At 70.5% G+C, this 23,423-nt stretch carries 21 protein-coding genes; all 21 read left to right on the forward strand.

Translation table 11 applies throughout. From position 1 onward, the window contains the following. Window positions 1–291 precede the first annotated feature (291 nt). Window positions 292–1,101, forward strand: a complete 810-nt coding sequence (locus tag GHC57_RS11455) for a PP2C family protein-serine/threonine phosphatase (protein WP_153344316.1) — start codon at window positions 292–294, stop codon at window positions 1,099–1,101. After that, entirely contained in the window at window positions 1,094–3,061 is a 1,968-nt protein-coding gene (locus tag GHC57_RS11460; protein ID WP_153344318.1) for a serine/threonine-protein kinase, read from the forward strand. Before GHC57_RS11455 ends, GHC57_RS11460 begins: the two co-directional genes overlap by 8 nt. 239 nt (window positions 3,062–3,300) lie before the next feature. Further along, the gene (tssA, locus tag GHC57_RS11465) at window positions 3,301–4,464 is read left to right on the forward strand and encodes a type VI secretion system protein TssA (RefSeq protein ID WP_153344320.1); all 1,164 of its coding nucleotides are present in this window, start codon (window positions 3,301–3,303) and stop codon (window positions 4,462–4,464) included. A gap of 249 nt (window positions 4,465–4,713) precedes the next feature. Beyond that, window positions 4,714–5,247 (forward strand): type VI secretion system contractile sheath small subunit, encoded by a 534-nt coding sequence (gene tssB / locus GHC57_RS11470; protein ID WP_153344322.1) that lies wholly within the window; start codon window positions 4,714–4,716, stop codon window positions 5,245–5,247. Continuing rightward, window positions 5,244–6,737 (forward strand): type VI secretion system contractile sheath large subunit, encoded by a 1,494-nt coding sequence (tssC, locus tag GHC57_RS11475; protein WP_153344325.1) that lies wholly within the window; start codon window positions 5,244–5,246, stop codon window positions 6,735–6,737. The genes tssB and tssC (GHC57_RS11475) overlap by 4 nt, the downstream gene beginning before the upstream one ends. A 178-nt stretch (window positions 6,738–6,915) precedes the next feature. After that, complete coding sequence (gene tssC, locus GHC57_RS11480) at window positions 6,916–8,508, forward strand: type VI secretion system contractile sheath large subunit (RefSeq protein WP_153344327.1); 1,593 nt, start codon at window positions 6,916–6,918, stop codon at window positions 8,506–8,508. A gap of 52 nt (window positions 8,509–8,560) precedes the next feature. Then, the gene (locus GHC57_RS11485; RefSeq protein ID WP_153344328.1) at window positions 8,561–9,388 is read left to right on the forward strand and encodes a type VI secretion system accessory protein TagJ; all 828 of its coding nucleotides are present in this window, start codon (window positions 8,561–8,563) and stop codon (window positions 9,386–9,388) included. Between the two features lie 7 nt (window positions 9,389–9,395). Continuing rightward, entirely contained in the window at window positions 9,396–9,899 is a 504-nt protein-coding gene (tssE, locus tag GHC57_RS11490; protein WP_153344330.1) for a type VI secretion system baseplate subunit TssE, read from the forward strand. Next, window positions 9,892–11,718: a type VI secretion system baseplate subunit TssF gene (gene tssF / locus GHC57_RS11495; protein ID WP_153344332.1), complete on the forward strand. Its 1,827-nt coding sequence runs from the start codon at window positions 9,892–9,894 to the stop codon at window positions 11,716–11,718. The genes tssE and tssF overlap by 8 nt, the downstream gene beginning before the upstream one ends. Then, window positions 11,715–12,794, forward strand: coding sequence for a type VI secretion system baseplate subunit TssG (gene tssG, locus GHC57_RS11500; protein WP_153344334.1), 1,080 nt, complete (start codon window positions 11,715–11,717; stop codon window positions 12,792–12,794). The genes tssF and tssG overlap by 4 nt, the downstream gene beginning before the upstream one ends. Then, the gene (locus GHC57_RS11505; RefSeq protein ID WP_153344336.1) at window positions 12,791–13,723 is read left to right on the forward strand and encodes a 2-dehydro-3-deoxygalactonokinase; all 933 of its coding nucleotides are present in this window, start codon (window positions 12,791–12,793) and stop codon (window positions 13,721–13,723) included. Before tssG ends, GHC57_RS11505 begins: the two co-directional genes overlap by 4 nt. 320 nt (window positions 13,724–14,043) lie before the next feature. After that, complete coding sequence (locus tag GHC57_RS11510) at window positions 14,044–14,499, forward strand: c-type cytochrome (protein WP_153344338.1); 456 nt, start codon at window positions 14,044–14,046, stop codon at window positions 14,497–14,499. 746 nt (window positions 14,500–15,245) lie between these two features. Next, entirely contained in the window at window positions 15,246–15,812 is a 567-nt protein-coding gene (locus tag GHC57_RS11515) for a hypothetical protein (RefSeq protein WP_153344340.1), read from the forward strand. A 226-nt stretch (window positions 15,813–16,038) separates the two neighbouring features. After that, window positions 16,039–16,677 (forward strand): MBL fold metallo-hydrolase, encoded by a 639-nt coding sequence (locus GHC57_RS11520; RefSeq protein ID WP_153344342.1) that lies wholly within the window; start codon window positions 16,039–16,041, stop codon window positions 16,675–16,677. Window positions 16,678–16,964: 287 nt separating this feature from the next. Further along, window positions 16,965–17,720 carry a polyhydroxyalkanoate synthesis repressor PhaR gene (gene phaR / locus GHC57_RS11525; RefSeq protein ID WP_153344344.1) on the forward strand — a complete coding sequence of 252 codons (756 nt, stop codon included), beginning with the start codon at window positions 16,965–16,967 and terminating at the stop codon, window positions 17,718–17,720. Window positions 17,721–17,884: 164 nt separating this feature from the next. Next, window positions 17,885–18,877 (forward strand): ABC transporter permease, encoded by a 993-nt coding sequence (locus GHC57_RS11530; RefSeq protein WP_153344374.1) that lies wholly within the window; start codon window positions 17,885–17,887, stop codon window positions 18,875–18,877. 2 nt (window positions 18,878–18,879) lie between these two features. After that, window positions 18,880–19,839, forward strand: coding sequence for an ABC transporter permease (locus GHC57_RS11535; protein ID WP_211369178.1), 960 nt, complete (start codon window positions 18,880–18,882; stop codon window positions 19,837–19,839). Window positions 19,840–20,070: 231 nt separating this feature from the next. Next, window positions 20,071–21,069 carry an ABC transporter ATP-binding protein gene (locus GHC57_RS11540; protein WP_153344346.1) on the forward strand — a complete coding sequence of 333 codons (999 nt, stop codon included), beginning with the start codon at window positions 20,071–20,073 and terminating at the stop codon, window positions 21,067–21,069. Further along, window positions 21,066–22,136 (forward strand): ABC transporter ATP-binding protein, encoded by a 1,071-nt coding sequence (locus tag GHC57_RS11545; RefSeq protein ID WP_153344348.1) that lies wholly within the window; start codon window positions 21,066–21,068, stop codon window positions 22,134–22,136. Before GHC57_RS11540 ends, GHC57_RS11545 begins: the two co-directional genes overlap by 4 nt. Then, complete coding sequence (locus tag GHC57_RS11550) at window positions 22,133–22,765, forward strand: LysE family translocator (protein ID WP_153344350.1); 633 nt, start codon at window positions 22,133–22,135, stop codon at window positions 22,763–22,765. The genes GHC57_RS11545 and GHC57_RS11550 overlap by 4 nt, the downstream gene beginning before the upstream one ends. A gap of 133 nt (window positions 22,766–22,898) precedes the next feature. Beyond that, on the forward strand, window positions 22,899–23,327 hold the full coding sequence (locus GHC57_RS11555; RefSeq protein WP_153344352.1) for a universal stress protein: 429 nt from the start codon (window positions 22,899–22,901) through the stop codon (window positions 23,325–23,327). Window positions 23,328–23,423 lie beyond the last annotated feature (96 nt).

A 23,423-nucleotide genomic window follows, 5' to 3' on the forward strand; every position in this document is an offset into this window, starting at 1 on the left:
AAAGGCGTCGCAGGCCAGCAACACTGGAATGATACGGACACGCAAATACCGGCGCGGCCATCGGGGCGGCGCGTCCGCCCGGGTCACGACGGCGTTCTCAGGCCCGGCACGGTGTGCTAGCGTGCTCGGCACGACGCGACCCGTCCGGCCGCTCTTCCGGACGCCCGAGCCGCGACCGGGCGGCCGGAGTCCGAGGATCCCGGGGATCGCGGGCGCGCCATGATCGGAACACGAGGACGGTGCGGGACACGCGCACGGCATGGTCAGGGACGGCGGGATGGGCGGCGGCTGATGAACAAGGGCACGCAACGAATCGTAAGCGCCAGTGCGTCCCATGTCGGACTCGTCCGCTCGGTCAACGAAGACAACTATCTTGAACGCCCGGACATCGGGCTGTGGGCCGTGGCCGACGGCATGGGCGGGCACAGTCGCGGCGATCTGGCCAGCCAGACGGTCTGCCGCGTCCTGAGCGAGATTCCGCCGCCCGCCTCTGGTCTGGAGTTGCTGAACGCCGTGCGCGACGGGTTGCACGCGGCCCATGCGGAACTGCTGGACCATGCCGCCGCGCTGGGCGGAGAGGAAACCATCGGCACCACCGTCGTGGTGCTGATGGTCTATCAGGATCATTTCGCCTGCGTCTGGGCGGGCGATTCCCGCTGCTATCTGATGCGCGACGGCGCGTTGACCCGGGTGACCCACGACCACAGCGTGGTCCAGGGCATGATCGACAGCGGCGCGCTGGCGGAATCGGAAGCCGAGGGCCACCCCCTGTCCAATGTGGTCACCCAGGCGCTGGGCGCGCGCGGCGACCTGGAGCCGGCGTCGGTCCATGGACCGCTGGCGCCGGGCGACATGCTGTTGCTGTGCTCGGACGGGCTGAGCCGCATGGTCCCGGACGCCGACATCGCCGACACCCTCGGCCGGTACGGCCTGGGCAGCGTGGATCATCTGATCGATCAGGCGCTCAGCGCCGGTGGGCGGGACAACGTCACGGTGGTCGTCGTGACGACGGGCGGGGCCGACCCCGCCAGGTCTCGCCGCGGCGACGACTTCGACAGCGACGACACGGCCATCCACTGGAGGGACAACGGCCATGGCTGAGCCCGGCGGCCCGCAGCACCTCGGCAAGTACCTGCTGCGCCGCGTGCTCGGCAAGGGCGCCATGGGCATCGTCTACGAAGGCTATGACGAGAAGCTCGACCGCACCGTGGCGATCAAGACCATCCGCTCCGAGTTGTGGGATTCCGACGACGCCGACGAAATGCGCGAGCGCTTCATCCGCGAGGCCCGCGCGGTCGCCGGCATGTCGCATCCCAACATCGTCACGCTGTACGAGTTCGACGAGAAGGACGGCACCGGCTTCATGGCCCTGGAGTTCGTCGCCGGCCAGACGCTGAAGGCGCACATGGCGGCGGCGCCCGGGCGGCGCATGGAGCCGCGCGACGCCATCAAGGTCGCGGTGCGCATCCTGGAGGGGCTCGCCTACTCCCACCGGATGGAGGTCACGCACCGGGACATCAAGCCCGGCAACGTCATGCTGACACCCGACGGTCAGGTGAAGATCCTGGATTTCGGCGTGGCGCGGCTGGCGTCGGCGGGCATCACGGTGGCCGGCACCATGCTGGGCACGCCGGCCTACATGGCGCCCGAGCAGTTGCTGGGCAAGGGCGTGGACCACCGCGCCGATCTCTACAGCGTGGGCGTCGTGCTGTACGAGATGTTGACGGGGCGCAAACCGTACGAAGGCGACGTCAACCAGATCCACCTTCAGGTGCTGCAGGGCGAGGTGGAGCCTCCGAGCGCGCTGGTGCCCGAGCTGACCCCCGAACTGGACGATGTGGTGCTGAGCGCCCTGTCCAAGGACGCGGACACCCGCTTCCCGGATGCCGACAGCTTCGCCGCGGCCCTGCGCGACACGCTGGACGAGCCGCTGTCGATCCCCACGGCCCGGCCCGCCTTCGCCGATCCGGACGCCACCGTGGTGCAGGGCGTGGGCGAGGGCACCTGGGGCTCGCGCGGCGGCACCGCCCCCGGCCTGCGCACGGCGACCGGCCTGCGCACGGGCACGGGCACGGGCACGGGCACCGCGCCGGGGCTGCGCACCGCCCGGGGCGCGGCGCCCCCGCCCGAGCCCCGGAAGCGCAAGGGCCGGGGCGGTCTGGTGGCCGCGCTGGTGCTGCTCCTGCTGGCGGGCGGCGGCGGGGCCGGCGGCTGGTACTGGTGGACCGAGATCCGCCCGCAGCGCGACGGCGACGGCGAGTCGGCGGGGACGCACACCGCCTCGGCGCCGGCCGCGGTGCCCAGCTTCGCGAACGGCTCCGGTGACGGCGGCGCGGGCGACGGGCAGAGCGGACCGAGCGGACCGAGCGCACCGAGCGGGCCGGGGACCGGCGAGAGCACGCGCAGCACGGGGTCCGCCCCCGGAACCGCGCCGGAAACGCAGGCCGTCGCCACGGCGGATCCCCCCGACGATGCGCCGCCAGATCCGCCCGCCGATCCACCCGCCGAACCATCCGCCGAACCGTCCTCGGGCACCGCCGCCGATCCGGCGCCGCCGACGGTGCCGGATCCCCGGCCCGAGCCAACACCGACGCCCCCGCCCTCCGATCCGCCGGAGCAACTCGCCGCGTTGCCGCCGGACAGCCTGCGCGTCACCACGACGCGGGGCCCCTCGCCGGTGTTCGCGCCGGACGAGACCCTGGACGTGACCGTGCGGGCCGACCGGCCGCTGTTCACCTACTGCTTCTACGAGATGGGGCACGGCGACATCGTGCGCATCTTCCCCACACAGTTCGCCAAGGACCCCATGGTCAAGCCGGGCCGGGACCTGCGCCTGCCCGGGGACCAGCCGTTCCTGATCCGCATGGACACCCCGGGCGAGACCGAGCGGGTCGCCTGCATCGGCGCGGAATCCGACCTGACCGCGCGGGTTTCCGTGCTGCTGGGGGGTGGCGGCCTGGAGGTTCTGCCGGTGGATTCCCTCGACACCATCCTGGCCACGATCAACCGGGCCGCGAACGGGCGCGCGGCTGCTCAAACTCTTACGGTCCGTGTGCGCTAGTGCAGCCGGGCCTTGCGCCCGCCGGAGCGATCTCGGGGCCGGTCAACGCGGCGTGTCAGGGCGGAAGCGCGGCCTGACCCTGTCCCGTCGCTTGGCACGCCGGGTTCGAAGGGCTATTCTTTCGCTCAAATATTCCTGTCACCCTGGGCTGGGCGGGTACGGTCAAAGCGGGTGACGGGCACGGGGGACACTGGTCGGGCGCATCCACTGGGGTGAGCCATTGGGGGGCAAACACGGCGATGGTCGAACGTGTACTGGATGTCGAGGCGATGCTGGCCCCGATCGAGGGCGAGTGTCCCACCGGCGTGGACCTGAGGGAGGTGACCTCGGGCACCTCGTCCCTGTCCACGCTGAAGGACCTGCGCTCGGCGGCGTCCAACGCCGAACGCAACATGGTCCTGGACGAGGACGATGGCGGCATTCCCGAGCAGTGGGGCGAAATCGTTGATCTGGCCCCCAAGGTGCTGGCCACCGAATCCAAGGATCTGCGGATCGCCTGTTCCCTGATCGAGGCGTCGGTGCGTTACGATGGCTTCGCCGGCCTGCGCGACGGCTTCGACCTGCTGATCGGGCTCATCGAGCAGTACTGGGACGACCTCTATCCCCCGATCGAGGATACGGTTGAGGACAAGGTTCTCGACATCGTTCATCTGAACGGGTCGGGCCAGGACGGCACCCTGATCGCGCCCCTGCGGCGCATTCCGTTGACCCAGGGCATGACCGGCGCCTTCGGGCACTGGCGCTTCGAGCAGGCCAGCGAGCTGCGCAAGCTGACCGACGAGGACAAGATCGCCGCCCGCGTCGAGGCCGGCGCGATCACCTACCAGACCTTCGAACAGGCCGTGCTGGAAACGCCGGTCTCGTTCTACAGCGACCTGTCCAAGACCCTGGCGGGCGCGCGGGCCAGCTTCACCCGCCTGGACGCGCTGCTGACCGAAAAGTGCGGGGCGGAGGCGCCGCCCACCAGCAACATCCGGGACACGCTGGAGCAGATCGCGGACACTGTGTCCTTCATCATCCGCACCTGGAACAAGGCCAGCGCGGACGACGGCGGTGGCGACACCGGCGGCGGCGATGCCGGCTCCGGCGGGGGTGACGGCGGCGACGCGGGCGGCGGCGGCGGCGGCGGCGCGGGGACCGGCGGTGGCGTGTCGGTCGCGGCGGCCGGGGCGATCCAGTCGCGCGAGCAGGCGTTCTCGCAGCTTCTCAAGATCGCCGAGTTCTTCCGCAAGACGGAGCCGCACTCCGTCATTCCGCACACCCTGGAAGACCTGGTGCGCCGCGGCCGCCTGCCGCTGACCAACCTGCTGGCCGAGCTGATCCCGGACGATGACGCCCGGCACAACTTCTATATCCGGGCGGGAATCGTGCCGCCCCAAGACGACTCCGACGGGTCCGAGTAACCGGCGGGGTCATCGGTCACGCGGACCCTACCGCGTGCCGGCGTGGAGACAGAGAGACAGGACGAGGCTGACGGGACCGGCAGGATCCGGGGCAGCGCCCCGGTCAAGGGACGGACCCCCCGCCCCGATCCACCACACCGACCGGCGCGGGCGTCCAGGCCCCCGCCGGCACCAGTTGGGGCCGCTCATGGCCGCACGACGGGACCACGGCCCGGAAGGCGCCCCGCGGCATGACGAAGGGAGACGATGATGGCGGAGAGCGTTCACAACAGATTGAACCGGGTCAGGAAACCGCGCGTGCACATCCGCTACGATGTGGAGACCGAAGGCGCGGTGGTCGAACGGGAACTGCCGTTCGTGGTCGGCGTGCTGGGCTCGCTGTCGGGCGATCCGACGGCGCCGTTGCCGCCGCTGCGCGATCGCAAGTTCGTGACCATCGACCGCGACAACTTCGATCAGGTCATGCAGCGCATGAATCCCGGCCTGAACCTGAAGGTCGAGAACACCCTGAAGGGCGACGGGAGCGAAATGCCGGTCAACCTGAAGTTCAACTCCATGGAGGACTTCGAGCCGGCTCGCGTGGCCGAACAGGTGCCGGCGCTGAAATCGCTGATGGAGACCCGCAACAAGCTGCGGGACCTGATGTCCAAGGCGGACCGCTCCGAGGACCTGGAGGCCCTGCTCGAAAAGGTGCTTCAGAACAAGGACGATCTGGCCGCCCTGCAGCAGGCCCTGGGCGTCGAGCCCGAAAGTGAAAACGCCGAGGGAGGGGACAAGGCATGAGCGAGGCAGAAAAGGCTCAAGGCGCCGCGGCCGAAACGGCGGTTGCCGATGCTCCCAGCCTGCTGGATCAGGCCATCGCGGCCACCAAGCAGACCGAGCCCGACCGTGCGCAGGAACTCATCAAGACCCTGACCGAGCAGGCCCTGAAGGGCACGGTCCAGTTCTCGCGCAACCTGACGCAGACCTTCAACGAGGCCATCGCCGCCATCGACCAGCAGCTCTCGGAGCAGTTGGCGGCGATCATGCACCATGACAAGTTTCGCCAGCTCGAAGGCGCGTGGCGCGGTCTGCACTACATGGTGATGAACACCGAGACCTCGAACAACCTGAAGATCCGCGTGCTGAACGCCACCAAGCGCGAACTGCACAAGGATCTGACCCGGGCGGTCGAGTTCGATCAGAGCGGCCTGTTCAAGAAGATCTACGAGAACGAGTTCGGCACCCCGGGCGGCGAGCCCTACGGCGCCCTGGTCGGTGACTTCGAGTTCACCAACCACCCGGAGGACCAGGAGCTTCTGTCCGGCCTGTCCAGCGTGGCGGCGGCGTCGTTCGCGCCGCTGATCTCGGCGGCCTCGCCCGAACTGTTCGGCATGAACGACTTCACCGAACTGTCCAAGCCGCGCGATCTGGCCAAGATCTTCGACACGTCCGAGTATGGCAAGTGGCGGGGCTTCCGCGACAGCGAGGACAGCCGCTTCGTCACCCTGACCATGCCGCGCGTGCTGGCCCGCCTGCCCTATGGCAAAGCGACCAAGACCATCGAGGAGTTCGACTACGAGGAAGCGCCGTACAATCCGGATGGCTCGGCCCGGCAGATGGACCATGAGCACTATTGCTGGATGAACTCCGCCTATGCCATGGCGGTGCGCATGACCAGCGCGTTCTCCAGCTACGGCTGGTGCACCGCCATCCGCGGCGCCGAGGGCGGCGGCAAGGTCGAGGGCCTGCCGACGCACAACTTCATCAGCGACGACGGCGACACCGACACCCAGTGCCCGACCGAAGTGGGCATCACCGACCGGCGCGAGGCGGAGCTGTCCAAGCTGGGCTTCCTGCCGCTGTGTCACTACAAGAACACGGACTACGCGGTGTTCTTCGGGGCGCAGACCACGCAGAAGCCGAAGAAGTACGACCGGCCGGAGGCGACGGCCAACGCCGCCATCTCCGCCCGCCTGCCGTACATCATGGCCACGTCCCGGTTCGCCCACTACCTCAAGGTGATGGCGCGCGACAAGATCGGCTCGTTCATGGAGGCCCCGGACTGCGAGGCCTGGCTGAACCGCTGGATCATGAACTACGTCAACGCCAAGGAGGGCGCGGACCAGGAGCTGCGCGCCATGTATCCGCTGCGCGAGGCGGCGGTGCAGGTGCGCGAGATCCCGGGCCAGCCGGGGTCCTACAACGCCGTGGCCTACCTGCGTCCGTGGCTGCAGATGGAAGAGCTGACCACGTCCATGCGGCTGGTCGCGCGCATTCCGAAGCAGGCGTGATCCGGATCGGCGCTGAACCGGGCGAGCCCGGTTCAGCGCCTCGGGCGCGTCGCGGCGCGGGCGCCGTCGCGCGACAGACCGCGCATCGGCCCTGCCAGGCCCCCGGGCCGCCGAACCTGTCGCGGCCCCGGGCGCGTCATGACCCGCCTGGTTCACCCCAGTTCGGAGAGGTCCCGACGTGACATCCGACACCGACGACGCGACACTCCTGGTCACGCCCCGTCGGGCGGCGCCCCAGGGTGCGGCCGTGGCGTCGGCGCGGGTCCGCGCCGGGCTGTCGGGCGTCGTGTCCGGGCGGGCCGCTCGGGCCGCTCGGGCCGGGGACGGGGAGCCGCATCCGGAGGCCCTGTCCCGCTTCCTCGCCCTGGAGCGGTGGGACCTGGCTCTGCTGGCCTGGGTCGGCACCGAGCGGGCGTCGCTGCTCGACCGGGACCGGCTGCTCGCCGGCATCGACCGGGATATCGCCATCATCGACCGGCTGCTGTCCGCCCAGACGAACGCCATCCTGCATCATCCGCGCGTCCAGAAGCTGGAATCCACGTGGCGCGGCCTGCGCTATCTGGTGGACTCCACCGAGGGCGACGACCTGGTGCGGATCCGCGTTCTCGACCTGAGCTGGGCCGATCTGTGCCGGGACCTGGAACGGGCGCTGGAGTTCGACCAGAGCCAGATGTTCCAGAAGATCTACGAGGACGAGTTCGGCACCCCGGGCGGCGAGCCCTATGGGCTGCTGCTGGCCGACTACGCCGTGCAGCACCGGGCGGACCGCCACCACCGCACCGACGACGTGGCCGCGCTGAAGACCATGTCGGGGGTCTGCGCCGCCGCCTTCGCGCCCATGGTGATCGGCTGCACGCCCGCCCTGCTGGGGCTGGACACCTTCGGCGAGCTGACGGCGCCGATCCGGCTGGCCGGCCTGTTCGACGGCCCCGAGTACGCCCGCTGGCGCTCGCTGCGCAGTTCGGAGGACAGCCGCTTCCTGGCCGTCGCCCTGCCCCGGACCCTGATGCGCGACGCCCATGAGGACGACGGCAGCGGCGCGCAGCCCTTCCGCTACGCCGAGGACGTCTCGGCCCCCGACGCCTCGGCCTGGCTGTGGGCGTCGCCGGTGTACGCCTTCGGCCGCGTGGCCGTGCGCGCCTTCATCGAGAGCCGCTGGTTCGGCACCATCCGGGGCGCGCGCCGCAACGAGTTGGGCGGCGGTCTGGTCGAGGACCTGCCGGCGCCGGACTACGGCACCGACCGCCCGGGGCTCGCCTACCGCATCCCGGTGTCGGTGGCCATGCCCGAGATCCGCGAAAGCGAACTGGCCGAGGTGGGCCTGATGCCGCTGTCCGCGCACCAGCACACCCCGTTCGCCGTGTTCCGCGCCGTCGGCTCGATCCAGGCGCCCAGGCGCTACGACCGCCAGGAGGCGAACATCAACGCCCGCCTGTCGGCCATGCTGCACTATGTGCTGTGCGTCTCCCGCTTCGCCCATCTGCTCAAGGTGATGGTGCGCGACAAGGTGGGCTCCTTCGCCAGCCCGGAGGAGTGCGAGCTGTACCTGCACAACAAGCTGATCCAGTACGTGCAGAGCCGGGCCACCGCCTCGTTCATCGAGAAGGCCAAGCGGCCCCTGCGCGAGGCGTCGGTGTCGGTGCGGGAACTGCCGGGGCGACCCGGCGTCTATTCCTGCACGTGTCACCTCGTGCCCCATTTCCAGATCGACCAGGTGTTCAGCAGCTTCCGGCTGGAGCTGGACACGACACCGCTGCGCACCGGCTCCTGACGGGCCCGGCCGCGCTCACCAAATCCGTCCCGCGAGAGGGGGAGAGCCAAGCATGAGTGCCAGCACCGCCACGGAACTGTTCCAGTCCGGCGACCTCGACGGCGCCGTCGCGGCCCTGACGGCCGCCGTCAAGGCCAACCCCACCGACGTGCAGGCGCGCGCCCGGCTGGCCGAGATGCTGTGTTTCACCGGCGACATCGACCGCGCCGACAAGATGATGGAGGTCGTCTCCAAGCAGGACGAGGAGCACGCGGTCGGGATCGCCCTGTTCCGCCGGGTGATGCGCGGCGCCATCCAGCGCGACCAGGTGTTCCGCGAGGGGCGCGCGCCCGAGTTCATCGGCGAGCCCTCGCCCTGCCTGCAGGCCCACCTGCGCGCGCTGACCGCCCTGCGCGAGGGCGACATGGCTGGCGTGCGCGCCGCCCTGGCCGACGCCGAAGAGGCGCGGACCGGCGTGTCCGGCACCGCCGACGGCACGGCGTTTTCCGACCTGCGCGACCTGGACGACCTGACCGCCAATGTGCTGGAGGTCATCGCCGCCAACGGCAACTACTACTGGATCGGCTTCGAACGACTGGTCAGTCTGGAGTTCCACTCGCCGGAGCGCCCGCGTGATCTGATCTGGCGGCGGGCCTCCATCGAGGTCGCCGACGGACCGGAGGGCGAGGTCTTCATCCCGGCGCTGTACATGCCGCCGCCGGGCGAGACCGTGCGGCCCGATCACCGCCTCGGCCGGGTGACGGAATGGGTCGGCGACGAGGAGGCCGGCCCCGTCCTCGGCATCGGCCAGCGCTGCTGGCTGGTGGGCGAGACGGACCAGCCCATCATGGGCCTGGGCACGCTCAGCCTGCCGGACAACGCGCCGGCGTCGGAGGACTGACCCCGCCATGGCCGCCTACGGTGCGCTCAAGCAACCCCCCATGCCGTCGCTGATCGATCGGTTGCGCGATGACGAGGCCATCGACGGCCTGACCGGACCGAACGCCTCGGTCTCGCGGCAGGTGGAGTCGCTGCGGCGCGCCGTGCGGCGCGATCTGGAAGCCCTGCTGAACACCCGGCACCGCTGCATCTCCCCGCCGGCGGATCTGGACGAAGTGCGGCTGTCGGTGGTGGACTACGGCATTCCGGACTTCACCGGCGAGGACATGGCCGCGCCCGAGCACCGCGAGGGCCTGCGCAAGGCGGTGGAGGACGCCATCCGGCGCTTCGAACCCCGCTTTCTGCAGGCCGCGGTGAGCATCGTGGGCGATCTGGACCCGGACGACCGCCGCCTGTGCTTCCGCATCGAGGCCCTGATGCGCGCCTATCCCTCGCCCGAACCCGTGGTGTTCGACAGCTTCATGGACCCCGTCACCCGCGACATGGAGGTACGCTCCAGCGACCATGGTTGACGACCTTCTGCCGCATTACCAATCCGAACTGACCGCGATCCGGCGTCTGGCCGGCGCGTTCGCCGCCGCCAATCCCAAGATCGCCGGCCGCCTGCGGCTGTCCGAGACGGTGGCCGAGGATCCACACGTCGCCCGCCTGATCGAGAGCTTCGCGTTCCTGACCGGGCGCATCCGGCTGAAGCTGGACGACACCTTCCCGGAGCTGACGGACGCCCTGCTGGGCGTACTCTACCCGCACTATCTGGCCCCGGTGCCCTCGATGGCGGTGGTGGGCATGACCTGCCAGCCGGACCTTTCGGGCGGCTATACCGTGCCCCGGGGGACGGAGATCGACACCAGCCCGTCCCACGGCGAGCCCTGCCGCTTCCGCACCGGGTTCGACACCACGCTGTGGCCGGTAAGGCTGGAGAAGGCGGCCCTGGCCTCGCGTCCGTTCCAGGCGCCGAACAACCCGCGCGCCAGCAAGGCCGTGGCCTGCCTGCGGCTGACGTTCAAGTGCCTGCAGGCCGACCAGACGGTCTCGAACCTGGGCCTGGACCGGCTGCGGCTGTTCCTGCAGGGCCCGCCGCACGAGGCCTATCCGCTCTATGAACTGCTCATGAACAACGCGGTCTCGGTGGCGCTGGCGGACACGCCGGAGGACCGCCACCCGGTGATCGTGGGGCCGGAGACGATCAAGCCCGTGGGCTTCGCCGAGGACGAGGGCCTGCTGCCCTGGTCGGCGCGCTCGGCCCCGGGCTACCGTCTGCTCAGCGAGTTCTTCGCCTTCCCCGAGAAGTTCCTGTTCGTGGACCTGTGCGGCCTGGACGCCAAGGTCATGCTGGAGGCCGGCAACACCCTGGAGGTGTTCGTCTACCTGGACCGGACCTTCAGCGAGTTGGAGCGCACCGTTTCCGCCGCCAGTTTCGCCCTGGGGTGCACGCCGGTGGTCAACCTGCTGCGTCAGCGCGCCGAGCCCATCGAGATCACCCAGACGGTGCCGGATTACCGGGTCATTCCCGATGCCCGCCGGCCCAAGGGCCTGGAGGTCTACCGGGTCGAACGGGTGCTGGCCACCTCGCCGGAGGACGAGACGGTGGAGGTCCGCCCGTTCTACGGCGTCTCGCACGGGGCGGGGGATCCCGACGACGGGCGGCCCTGGTACTGGATGGCCGACCGCCGTCCCGGCGCCACCGACGACACCGGCACCGAGGTCTATCTGGGCCTTGCGGACCTGGACTTCGAGCGCGCCAACCGCGACGGCTGGGTGCTGTCGGTGGACACCCTGTGCATCAACCGGGACCTGCCGAACCAGTTGCCGTTCGGCGGCGGCAACCCGCGCATGGCGCTCAACGAGGCCTCGGCGGCGGTCACCGGCGTGACCGCGCTGACCCCGCCCACCCGCACCCTACGCCCGGCGGGCGGTCCGGGGGGGCGCTGGCGGCTGGTCTCGCACCTGGCGCTCAATCACCTGTCGCTGACCGGCGGGGACGAGGCGGTGCAGGCCCTGCGGGAGATCCTGACGCTCTACGATGTGCGCGGCGCCGCCGAGACCCGCGCGCTGATCGAGAGCATCGTGGGGCTGTCCACCACCCAGGGCGTGGCCCGCACCCATGCCCGCGTCGGCGCGGCCATGGCGCGCGGCCTCGATGTGTCGCTGGAGCTGGACGAGCGCGCCATCCCGGCCACCGGCTCGTTCCTGTTCGCCAGCGTGATCGACCACTTCCTGGGGCTGTACGTGTCCATCAATTCGTTCACGCGGCTGTCCGTCTCGGTGCGCGGCCGGCCCGGCGTGCTGCGCCGCTTCGCGCCCCGTTCCGGCACGCGGGTGATGCTGTGAGCACGGACGGTCCGGACGACCGCCGGGGGGTGATGGGGCGGCTGCAGGCCGAGCCCCACCGCTTTACCTTCGTTCAGGCGGTGCGTCTGCACCAGCGCGAGGCCCGGCGCGCGGGCTCCGGCCGCTCCGTGGGCGGGGATGCGCCCCCGGGCGAGGAGGCGGTGCGGCTGCGCGCCCATCAGGCGCTGGGCTTCCAGCCCGGGCAGGTGGCGCCACCCCGCCGCCGCGACACCGCCGAGGACGGCATCCCCCGCATCGCCGCCACGTTCCTGGGCCTGACCGGCCCGAACGGCGCTCTGCCCCAGCACTACACCGAAATGGTCATGCAGCGCGCGCGCGAGCATGACACGGGCATGCGGGATTTCTTCGATCTCTTCAATCACCGCCTGCTGTCGCTGTTCTGGCGGGCCATGGCCAAATACCGCCTGGACCTGTCCTACGAGCTGCACCCGGAGAACGGCGATCTGGACGCCGTGACCCAGGCGCTGATGTCCCTGGTCGGGCTCGGCCTGCCCGGCCTGACGGACCGGCTGCCCGTGGACGACGAGCGGATCGTCTACTACGGCGGCCACTTCAGCCGCCGTCCTCCCACGGCGGCCGCGCTGGAACAGATGCTGGGCGATTATTTCGGCCGGCCGATCACCGTGCAGCAGTTCCACGGCCGCTGGCTGTTCCTGCCGCCCGAGGAACAGAGCCGCCTGGGCGCGCCTCAGGGCAGCCGGCTGGGGGTGGACACGGTTGCGGGCAGCCGGGTGTGGGATGTGCAGGGCAGCGTCCGTCTGCGCATCGGCCCGGTGGACTGGGAGGGCTTCCGGCGCTTCCAGCCGGACGGCCCGGACCTGCAGCGGCTGGCGTCGCTGGCCCGGCTCCATCTGGGGCCGGAGTTCGCCTTTGACGTGCAGGTGGTGCTGGCGCGCGAGGCCGTGCCCCGCCTGCGCATGCCCCGCGCCGGGGAGTCCGCCGAGGGCGCGCCGCGCCTGGGCTGGAACGCCTGGCTGACGCATGAGACGCCGCGTCGGGACGCCGAGGAGGCCGTGTTCCTGATTCGCGACCTGGACGCCGGGCCGCTGTCATGAGCCGCCTGATCGTCATCGACTGGGGCACGACCCAGTTCCGCGCCTGGCTGGTGGAGCGGGAGAGCGGGGCCGTGCTCGACACCATCCCGTCCGGGCCGGGTCTGCGGGCCATGGCCGGGCGCGACTTCCCCGAGCACGCCCGGGCGGTGCTGGCGCCGTGGCGGGCGGAAAACGGCGAAGGGACCCCGCCCGTGCTGATGGCGGGGATGGTCGGCGCGCCCTCGGGCTGGCGCAAGGCCGGGCAGCCGCCGCTGCCGGTGGGGTCCGCCGACCTGGCCGCCGGGCTGGTCGAGGCCACCGGCCTGCCGGGCGCCTGGATCGTGCCCGGCGTGCATGCCCGGGGCGCGGGCGGCCATGTGGATGTGATGCGCGGCGAAGAGGTCCAGGTATTGGGCGCCCTGGCGCTGCTGGGGCGGTCGGACGGGCGGTTCTGCCTGCCGGGGACCCATTCCAAGTGGGCCCGGGCGGAGGGCGGCCGGCTGACCGCGTTTACGACGTTCATGACGGGTGAGGTGCGGGCGGTGCTGCTGGGGCACTCGATCCTGGGCGAGCCGGCCGCGCCGGATGCGCCGTTCGACCCGGCCGCCTTCGATCAGGGGGTGGCCCAGGCCGAGGGGCCGGAAGGGCCGCTGCACCACCTGTTCTCGTCGCGCGGGCGGTTCCTGTACGGCGAACTGGGGGCCGAGGGGATCGCGAGTTTTCTGTCGGGCGTGCTGATCGGGGCCGAACTGGATGGCGCGCTGGCGGGCGAGACGCCCGCCGGGCCGGTGATCCTGGTGGGCGGCGCGGCCCTGCGCGCGCCCTACACCCGGGCCATGGAGGCGCGCGGTGTGACGGTCGAATGGGTGCCCGCCGACGCCGCCACCCGCGCCGGGGTGATGGCGGTGGCCAACGCCCGGGACACGGCGGCGCGGCCCCACGGTTCTTGAAAACGAAAGGCCCCACCATACGTCAGTGTTTGTTCGGCGCCGGGCGCTGGGTCGTCGTTGGATCGGTGCGGCGGCCGCCGGGGGCGGTTGCGGTGCCCCGCGCCTTGAGATCGCGCTTGAGAGTTGTCATTGTTTCGGGCGCGTTCGCTGTTCAGGATGTGTCCTCCCGACGATCGCCCGAACGATCGCGGGTGTGCCGACCGTGACCCGTCCCGGCGCGGTCGGTCCTTGTCGCGCGGGTCGGTCGATCCGCGCGGATCGTCTGTCCAACACGCGTTCCATCCAACCATCCACCGTTCCATCCAAGGGAGTTGCCGCTCATGAACAAGGTTCTGACCGCCGCCACCGCCGCCCTGATGATCGCCGGCGTTTCGGCCACGCCGGCCCTCGCCGACGACGGTGAGGCCGCCGTGCAGCACCGCAAGGACGTGATGACCATCGCCGGCGCCAGCATGGGCGCGCTCGGCTGCTTCATGAAGGGCGAGTGCGCCCTGGAGGGTGGGGTCCTCGCGCGCGCCGCCAAGTCCATCGCCTTCGCCGGTGAACTGGCCGTGGACGCGTTCGAGGAGGACACCCGCGAGTCCATGGCGGACACCACCGCGCTGCCCGCCATCTGGGAGAACTGGGACACCTTCGAGGGCGGCCTGAACGCCATGACCGAGGCCGCCGATGAACTGGCCGTGGCCGCCGCCGAAGCGGACAAGGCCGCCATGGGTCCGCTGATGCAGAAGCTGGGCGGCACCTGCAAGGACTGCCACGACAACTTCCGCGAATAGGCCGCGGGGTCCGCGGCTGATCGGCCATGAAACGGACGCCTCCGTTTCATGGTCGGCGCCGCTGCGACGCGGTCCGAAATAAAAAATTGGATACAATACCTGATTATTATCGGTAGTCTTTTCGAAAATAAAAACATGTTGCGCGAGCCCTCGTGTCCCTGCTACCTTTCGATCATCGGGTGTTGTTCGGGGCAGAAAGTAAAGCCGTCGTTACGGCAGACAACACCCCCCTCGATCGTATGAGCCGCTCTTGTCCTTCGGTCCCCGCGCGTTGCCTTTCCGTGGCAGCCTGACGCGTCCCGGGCCGGACCGGGTTCCGACGGGAGGCACCCCCCCGACTGCCCCCCAGCCTCTCGTTGGAGCGGGCCCCCCCGGACCGACGTCCGGGGGGGTCTCCTTTTTTGGTTCACCACGGAAAATCGGGGCAATGGGTCTTCCCTGGACCTTTCGTCGGGTGCAGACCGAACGCCCTCCCTCTGCGCCTGTCCCACGCTGCGAGTCGGCCCGCGCCGGGCCGTGCGGCCGCGCGGTTCGAGCCCGGGGGTCGGCGTGTTCTCCGCCGCCCGGGATTTCTCTTGACGCGCCGCGCCAAACCGCAAGATTGGCGGGTCCGCCCCGGGGTCGTTGTCCGGGACGGGAACCCTTGCCGGGCGCCGCGACGGCGTCCACTCGCTGACCGCGGAGGGCCGGGCGCCGGGGCCGTCCGCGGGCTTTCGTCATGACCGCACCGCATTCGGGGGCCCAATATGTTCGTCGTGGAAGCCGTACTGGTTATCGGACTGCTGATCCTGGTCAGCTTTCGTCAACGCGCCCTGGTGAAGGAGATCGAGGCCAGCCAGGCCGGATCGCAGCCGGCGGCCGCACCCGCCGAGACCCCGGCGCCCGCCGCGCCCGCCGCGACCCCCGCCCCGTCGCAGCCCGCGCCTCAGCCGGCGCCCCAGCCGACGGCTAAACCCGCGCCCGCGCCGGCTCCGGCCGCCGCGACCCCCGCGCCGTCCGCGCCGCCCGCTCCGGCCAAGGCGCCCGAGCCCAAGCCGGCGGCTCCGGCGGCTCCCCAGGCGGCCCCCCAGGCGGCCCCCCAGGCGGCCCCGAAACCGGCAGCGCCGGCCGTCGCCCCCAAGCCCGCTCAGGCGGCCCAGCCCGCCCCGAACCCCGCGGCCGCGCCCACGGCCAAGCCGGCCGCGCCCGCCAAGCCCGGTGCCACGCAGCCGGCTCCCGCCCAGACGGCACCGGCGCAGCCTGCCGCCGGGGCAGGCAAACCGACGAAGGGCAAGGGCAAGGGTAAATCCGGCGGCAAGGGCCGTCGCGGCTGATCCTCCTGGTCGGCGGACGACGGCCGGCCGATCCGTCGTCCGCCGGTCTGACCCGGGCTCGCCCGGGTCATGGCCGATCAACAGGAAGAACCAACGGCCTCTGTCGAGACCGTTGAAGTCCGTGGCCGGCCCGCTCCCCCACCCGGCCACCCATAGGATACTGGCTTTGGGTGGCCGGGTGGGGGTGCGGGCCGGTGCCGCATGAAAACATAAGGATCCCCGCTTCATGGCATTGAGCGTCGTCGTCATTCCCGTCACGGCCTTCCAGCAGAACTGCTCGCTGGTGTGGGACGATGCCACGATGGCCGGGGCCCTGATCGATCCGGGCGGCGAGCCGGACCGTCTGGTTGCCGTGGCGCGGGACAAGGGCGTGACCCTGGAAAAGATCCTGCTCACCCACGGCCACCTGGACCACATCGGGGCCGCCGGCGCGCTGGCGCGCGACCTGGATGTGCCGATCGAGGGGCCGCACCGGGACGAGGCGTTCTGGATCGACCAACTGGCGCAGCAATGCCGCATGTTCGGCTGGCCGGAAACGCCGGCGCCGGTCGTGCCCACCCGGTGGCTGGACGCCGGGGACACGGTGACCGTCGGCGGGATCCCCTTCGACGTCCATCACACCCCCGGGCACACGCCCGGCCACATCGTGTTCGTCCAGCCCGAGGCCCGGATTGCCTTCGTCGGCGACGTGCTGTTCGCCGGGTCGGTGGGGCGCACCGACTTTCCGCGATCGGACCCGCAGGCCCTGATCCGCGCGATCAAGGAGACCCTGCTGCCCCTGGGTGACGACATCACCTTTGTCCCGGGACACGGGCCGGCTTCCACCTTCGAGGCGGAGCGGCGCGGCAATCCATTCCTGCGCTGACGGGGGCGGTGCGCCCAAAAGGCGACTCGCTCGCTATCGCACAATCCTGTTGCATTGCCGCGCGCGAACCCCGAAACTGCAAAAAAAGTCTCAGCCGACGAGTCGGGCCGGCCGCGGACAGCGGGCCGGGTGCTCGTGTTTTCATCGTCGGTGATGGGACACACGCCAGCGGCCTTTGACGAGGACCGTTGAAGCCGGTGCCGAAGAGGCGGATGAGACATCCTCATCCGCCGCGGGTATCAGAGCGGAAGAACAGGGCAGTTGAACCGGGAACGGGACAGGATCGCATGACGGAGAAGGGGACCGCCGCGCGCGGCAAGCGGGGAGGTGACGGGCCGGTCATCATCAAGAAGTACGCCAACCGGCGACTCTACAACACGGCCACAAGCAGCTATGTCACGCTCGACCTGCTGAGCCAGATGGTCAAGGATCAGGTGGACTTCGTCGTGTACGACGCCAAGACCGGCGAGGACATCACGCGGTCCGTGCTGACCCAGATCATCGTCGAGGAGGAAGGCAAGAACGGCCAGAACATGTTGCCGATCAGCTTCCTGCGCAACGTCATCAGCTTCTACGGCGACTCCCTGGGGGGCGTCGTGCCGCAGTACCTGGAACACTCCATGCAGGCCTTTGCCCGCAACCAGGAGCAGATGCGCCTGGTCATGCAGAACGCCCTGGACGGCCTGTTCCCCATGCAGAACATGGAAGAACTGAACAAGCAGAACATGGCGTTCTTTGAAAGCGCCATGAAGATGTTCTCGCCCTTCGAAGGGGCGAACATGATGAGCGGCTTCCCGCCCGGGGCGATCGGCCCGACCCCGCGCGAGGCGCCCAAGGGCGCGGAAGGCAACGGCGCCGGCGCGAGCACCAGCACCAGCACCAGCACCGACGTGCAGGCCATGAAGACCCAGATGGCGGAGATGCAGCGCAAGCTCGACCGCCTGATGGCCGACCGCGAGGGCTCCGAGGGCAAGGCCACGCCCGACGCCGAGGCCAAGGCCCCCAAGGCGGGATCCGACCCGGGCGGCTCATCGGGACGCTGAGGCCCGGCCCCGGGGATCGCGTCCGCGCGGCGCGTGACAGCCGCCCCCGGTTCATGGGATAAGGCGGGCCGAGGCACGGTGTGCGGGGTCTGTCCGGCGCCATGCCTCCGCCCATCGGCTCCGCCCATCGGCCCCGCCGCTGGGACCTGCCTGCCGGGACCGCCATGATCGCCTTCATCGTCCGCCGCCTGATCCAGTCCGTCCTCGTCATGCTGACCGTGGCCCTGGTCGGGTTCGCCCTGTTCAATTACGTGGGCGATCCGGTCAACAACCTGGTCGGCCAGGACACCAGCATGGAGGACCGCGCGCAGTTGCGCGAGGATCTGGGCCTGAACGATCCCTTCCCGGTGCAGTTCGCCCGCTTCGTGGTCAACGCGGCCCAGGCGGATTTCGGCATCAGCTACCGCCACGGCCGCCCGGTCGAGGATCTGCTGATCGAGCGCGCCCCGGCGACCCTGGAACTCTCGCTGGCCGCCGGGCTGTTCGCGCTGCTGGTGGGGGTGCCCATGGGCATCTACACCGCCCTGAACCGGCGCGGCTGGCTGTCCAAGGCGTTCCTGACGATCTCGCTGATCGGGGTGTCGCTGCCCACCTTCCTGATCGGCATCCTGCTGATCCTGATCTTCGCCGTCTGGCTGGGCTGGCTGCCCTCGTTCGGGCGCGGCACCACGGTGCAGATCGGCTGGTGGAGCACGGGCTTCCTCACCTGGGACGGCCTGAAGGCCCTGATCCTGCCGTCGATCACGCTCGGCCTGTTCCAGATGACGCTCATCATGCGGCTGGTGCGCGCCGAGATGCTGGAGGTGCTGCGCACCGACTACATCAAGTTCGCCCGCGCGCGCGGCCTGTCCGCCCGGGCGGTCAACTTCGGCCATGCGCTCAAGAACACGCTGGTGCCGGTCATCACCATCACCGGCCTGCAACTGGGCAGCGTGATCGCCTTCGCCATCATCACCGAGACCGTGTTCCAGTGGCCGGGCATGGGCCTGCTGTTCATCCAGGCCATCGAGTTCGTCGATATCCCGGTCATGGCCGCGTATCTGGTGCTGGTGGCGTTCCTGTTCGTGCTCATCAACCTGATCGTGGACATCCTCTACGTGGTCGTGGATCCGCGCCTGCGCGTGGGCGGCGGCGGCGGCGCGGGCGGAGGGCACTGACCATGACGCGCTCCGCCACCGAGCCCACCGCCACCCCGATGGGTCACGTCCGAGACGCGCTGTGGCGCGCCTGGGATTCGGATATCCTCTATTCCTTCCTGCGCTCGCCGGTCACCATCGTCGCGGCCGTCGTGGCGCTGGGCCTGATCGGCGCGGCCGTGGCCGCCCCCCTGATCTCGCCCACCAACCCGTTCGCGCTGGCCACCCTGGACCTGATGGCGGCCTTCACGCCGCCGGTCTGGATGGAGGGCGGATCGCCCGCGTACCTGCTGGGCACCGACGACCAGGGCCGCGACATGCTGTCGGCCATCCTGTACGGCATGCGGATTTCGCTGTTCGTGGGCGCGGCCTCGGTGGTCTTCGCCATGATCCTGGGGGTCGGGCTGGGCCTGCTGGCGGGCTACGCCGGCGGCTGGGTCGATGCGCTCATCATGCGGGTGGCGGACGTGCAGCTATCGTTCCCGGCCATCCTGATCGCGCTGCTGATCGACGGCGTGGCGCGCGGGATTCTGCCGCGCGAGGTGCATCATGACGTGGCGATCTGGGTCATCATCTTCGCCATCGGGGTTTCGGGCTGGGTGCAGTACGCCCGCACCGTGCGCGGCTCCACCATGGTGGAGAAGAACCGGGAATACGTCATGGCGGCGCACATCATGGGGATCCACCCGGTCGTGATCGCGGTGCGGCACGTGCTGCCCAACGTCATGGGGCCGGTGCTGGTGATCGCGACCATTCACCTGGCGATCGCCGTGATTACCGAGGCCACGCTGTCCTTCCTGGGCGTGGGTCTGCCGCCGACCGAGCCCTCGCTGGGGACGTTGATCCGCATCGGCAACGACTTCCTGTTCTCGGGCGAATGGTGGATCACCATCTTCCCCGGCGTGGCCCTGGTGCTGCTGGTGCTGTCGGTCAACCTGCTGGGGGACTGGCTGCGCGATGCCCTGAACCCGAAGCTGCGGTGAGGAAACAGCCATGGCGGATCGGACAGGTGCACGGCCGGTACAGGCTCTCAATCCGTGCGGCGGGCGAAGCCCGGACTCCCTCCCCTGGACAGGGGAGGGATGGGGTGGGGTTGATGCTGCGAGCGCAATGGCCGGCGAGCGCCGAAACTCCCCCCTCCCGACCGCCCCCCTCCGGGGGGAGGAGAAAGGCGCCTCGCCGTTGTGTCTGAGTCATGCGGACGGGGCGACCGGATGACTGAACCCCTCCTCTCCGTGCGCGACCTGCGGGTCCAGTTCCCCACCCGGCGGGGCGTTCTGACCGCCGTGGACGGCGTGTCGTTCGACATCCACCCCGGCGAGATTCTGGGCGTGGTCGGGGAATCGGGCGCGGGCAAGTCCCAGACCGGGGCGGCCATCATCGGCCTGCTGGAGCCGCCGGGCCGCATCGCCGGCGGGAGAATCATCCTGGAGGGCCAGCGCATCGACGGCCTGACCCAGGAGCAGTTGCGCAAGGTGCGCGGCCGCAAGATCGGCGCGGTGTTCCAGGACCCGCTGACCAGCCTGAACCCGCTGTACACCGTCGGCCGCCAGCTCACCGAGACCATCCGCACCCACCTGGACATGAGCGAGCGCGCCGCCCGCGCCCGCGCCCTGGAGCTGTTGCAGGAGGTGGGCATTCCCGGCGCGGCCGACCGCCTGGACGCCTATCCGCACCAGTTCTCCGGCGGCATGCGCCAGCGGGTGGTGATCGCGCTCGCCCTGTGCGCCAACCCGCGCCTCATCATCGCCGACGAGCCCACCACCGCGCTGGATGTCTCCATTCAGGCGCAGATCACCTCTCTGCTGAAGCGCCTGTGCCGCGAGCACGACACCGCCGTCATGCTCATCACCCACGACATGGGCGTGATCGCCGAGACCGCCGACCGCGTGGCCGTGCTGTACGGCGGGCGGCTGGCCGAGGTCGGCCCGGTGGACGACGTGGTGAACCGGCCGCTGCACCCCTACACCGAGGGCCTGATGGCCTGCATCCCCACCACCCACGACCGGCCGCCCCGGCTGGCCCAGATCGAGGGCTCCATGCCGTCGCTGACCGCCATGCCGGACGGTTGCGCCTTTCATCCGCGGTGCCCGCACGCCCATGACCGCTGCGTGGCGGAGCGGCCGCCGCTGTTCGACCATGCGCCGTCGTCGGCCGCCTGCTGGCTGTGGTCGTCGGAGGGGACGCGGACCCTGGAAAGGACCCGCGCATGAGGGACGACGGCCACACGCCCCCGCTGCTGGACGAGGACGGCCGGCCGGTGCTGGTGCGCCTGCGCGGGTTGACCAAGCATTTCGATGTCTCGCCGCCGCTGCTGTCGCGGGTGCTGGAAGGCAAGCGCCGCCGCATCCTGAAGGCGGTGGACGGCATCGACCTGGACATCCCGCGCGGCCGCACCACGGCCCTGGTGGGGGAGTCCGGCTGCGGCAAGTCCACCGTGGCGCGGATGCTGGTCACACTCTACACGCCCACGGACGGCGACCTGATCTTCGAGGGCACCGAGATCGGCCGCCTGCGCGACCGCCACGCCCTGGCGCCGGTCCGGCGCCGGATGCAGATGATCTTCCAGGACCCGTTCGCCAGCCTGAACCCGCGCTGGCGGGTGGGGCGCATCATCGCCGAGCCCATCCGCGCCCACGGCCTGATGGATGACGGCGCGGCCATCCGCCGCCGGGTGGCCGAGTTGCTGGAGCACGTGGGCCTGCGCGCCACCGACGCCGACCGCTTCCCGCACGAGTTCTCCGGCGGCCAGCGCCAGCGCCTGTCCATCGCCCGCGCCCTGGCCTCCAGCCCGCATTTCCTGGTGTGCGACGAGCCCACCAGCGCGCTGGATGTCTCGGTGCAGGCCCAGATCCTCAATCTGCTGCGCGATCTGCAACGGGAACTGGGGCTCACCTATCTGGTCATCACCCACGACCTGGCCGTGGTGCGCTTCGTTGCCGACACCATCGGGGTCATGTACCTGGGCCGGCTGTGCGAGCTGGCGCCGGCGGATGCCCTGTTCGCCGCGCCCCGGCATCCGTATACGCGGCTGCTGATCGAGACCGTGCCCGACCTGCGCGTGCCCGACCGGGACCGACGCCCGATGGCGGGCGAGGTGCCGAGCCCGCTCGCCCCGCCGCCGGGCTGCGCCTTCCACACCCGCTGTCCGCTGGCCACCGAGCGGTGTATGAGCGAGCGCCCGGCGATGATCCGCGACGCCCACGGGACCGTCGCCTGCCACGCGGTGGAGGAAGGGCGGCTGCCGGACTGGACGCCGGCCCAAAGGACCGCGCCATGAGCCTGGACCTGTGGCTGATGTTCCTGGTGGCCTCGGTCGGACTGAGCCTGACGCCCGGGCCGAACGGCCTGCTGTCGCTGACTCACGGGGCGCGCTTCGGGCTGGGTCGGACGGCGTTCACCGCCCTGGGCGCGGGGGTCGGGTTCCTGGTGCTGATCGCGGCCTCGCTGGCCGGGCTGGGGGCGCTGATGGCGGCTTCGGAACAGGCGTTCACGATCGCCAAGTGGATCGGCGGCGGTTATCTGATCTGTCTGGGGATCCGCCTGTGGCGCGCGCCCGCGCCGGTGATCGGCGTGGTGGACGACGCGGCCCCGGCGCTGGGCCGGGACGCCCAGGGGGCCCGCCTGTTCGCGCAGGGCTTCACCGTCGCGGTCTCCAACCCCAAGGTTCTGATCTTCTTCGCGGCCTTCCTGCCCCAGTTCATGACGCCGGGGCTCGGCTTCTGGCCGCACCTGCTGATCCTGGGCGGGACGTTCGTGACCATCGAGGTCGCCTATGAACTGCTGCTGGCCGGCACCGCCCACCGGCTGTCGCCGTGGCTGGCCAAGGGCGGGCGCTGGTTCAACCGCGTGACGGGCACCACCTTCATCGGCGTCGGCGGCCTGCTCGCCACCGCCGGTCGGGCGTGAACTCCGGGGACCCCAGTCTACGACCGGGCCCGGACGAAAATCGGTTCACGGCCCGTGGCCCTGGTTCTAAGCTGCGCCAAGGATCCGGCTGATCGGGCCGGTCGGTCGCCACCAGTCCCCGGGAGACGTTGCCATGTTCAAGAAGATCCTCGTGTCGGTTGACCTGGACTCCCCGTTCGACTGGGACAGGACGCTGCCGGTGGCCACCTCGATCGCCCAGCAATGGGGGGCCGCGCTGGAAGCGATGACGGTCATTCCCGACTACGGCAAGGGCATGGTCAGCCAGTTCTTCCCCACCGGCTATGAAGACAAGGTGGTCAAGATGACCATGGATCGGCTGCGCGAGCAGGTGGACAGCCGCCTGCCCGACGGCCTCAAGGCCAGCCATCTGGTGGGCGAGGGCAACATCTACGAGGCCCTGTTGCAGACCGCCCGCGAGCGGGGCACCGATCTGATGGTCATCGGGGCGCACCGGCCGGAGCTGAGCGACTACCTGCTGGGGCCGAACGCCGCCCGCGTGGTCCGGCACGCCGGCTGTTCCGTGCTGGTGGTCCGGGACTGATCCCGGCCGGGCTCGTGGCCTGAAGGCCGCCGCCCCCCTCATACCGGCCGGCTTTTATCCTGACTCGTCAGGATAAAAGCCATACGCCGCTTCGCG

This window comes from Roseospira navarrensis, from assembly GCF_009601025.1.
Lineage (GTDB): Bacteria > Pseudomonadota > Alphaproteobacteria > Rhodospirillales > Rhodospirillaceae > Rhodospira > Rhodospira navarrensis.

Coding starts and splice junctions, on each gene's coding strand:
- GHC57_RS11515 (WP_153344340.1), top strand. CDS start 15,246: ATGTTCGTCGTGGAAGCCGTACTGGTTATCGGACTGCTGATCCTGGTC.
- phaR (WP_153344344.1), top strand. CDS start 16,965: ATGACGGAGAAGGGGACCGCCGCGCGCGGCAAGCGGGGAGGTGACGGG.
- tssB (WP_153344322.1), top strand. CDS start 4,714: ATGGCGGAGAGCGTTCACAACAGATTGAACCGGGTCAGGAAACCGCGC.
- GHC57_RS11535 (WP_211369178.1), top strand. CDS start 18,880: ATGACGCGCTCCGCCACCGAGCCCACCGCCACCCCGATGGGTCACGTC.
- GHC57_RS11545 (WP_153344348.1), top strand. CDS start 21,066: ATGAGGGACGACGGCCACACGCCCCCGCTGCTGGACGAGGACGGCCGG.
- GHC57_RS11540 (WP_153344346.1), top strand. CDS start 20,071: ATGACTGAACCCCTCCTCTCCGTGCGCGACCTGCGGGTCCAGTTCCCC.
- GHC57_RS11520 (WP_153344342.1), top strand. CDS start 16,039: ATGGCATTGAGCGTCGTCGTCATTCCCGTCACGGCCTTCCAGCAGAAC.
- tssC (WP_153344325.1), top strand. CDS start 5,244: ATGAGCGAGGCAGAAAAGGCTCAAGGCGCCGCGGCCGAAACGGCGGTT.
- GHC57_RS11550 (WP_153344350.1), top strand. CDS start 22,133: ATGAGCCTGGACCTGTGGCTGATGTTCCTGGTGGCCTCGGTCGGACTG.
- GHC57_RS11505 (WP_153344336.1), top strand. CDS start 12,791: ATGAGCCGCCTGATCGTCATCGACTGGGGCACGACCCAGTTCCGCGCC.
- tssF (WP_153344332.1), top strand. CDS start 9,892: ATGGTTGACGACCTTCTGCCGCATTACCAATCCGAACTGACCGCGATC.
- GHC57_RS11530 (WP_153344374.1), top strand. CDS start 17,885: ATGATCGCCTTCATCGTCCGCCGCCTGATCCAGTCCGTCCTCGTCATG.
- tssE (WP_153344330.1), top strand. CDS start 9,396: ATGGCCGCCTACGGTGCGCTCAAGCAACCCCCCATGCCGTCGCTGATC.
- GHC57_RS11555 (WP_153344352.1), top strand. CDS start 22,899: ATGTTCAAGAAGATCCTCGTGTCGGTTGACCTGGACTCCCCGTTCGAC.
- GHC57_RS11485 (WP_153344328.1), top strand. CDS start 8,561: ATGAGTGCCAGCACCGCCACGGAACTGTTCCAGTCCGGCGACCTCGAC.
- tssA (WP_153344320.1), top strand. CDS start 3,301: ATGGTCGAACGTGTACTGGATGTCGAGGCGATGCTGGCCCCGATCGAG.
- GHC57_RS11455 (WP_153344316.1), top strand. CDS start 292: ATGAACAAGGGCACGCAACGAATCGTAAGCGCCAGTGCGTCCCATGTC.
- GHC57_RS11510 (WP_153344338.1), top strand. CDS start 14,044: ATGAACAAGGTTCTGACCGCCGCCACCGCCGCCCTGATGATCGCCGGC.
- GHC57_RS11460 (WP_153344318.1), top strand. CDS start 1,094: ATGGCTGAGCCCGGCGGCCCGCAGCACCTCGGCAAGTACCTGCTGCGC.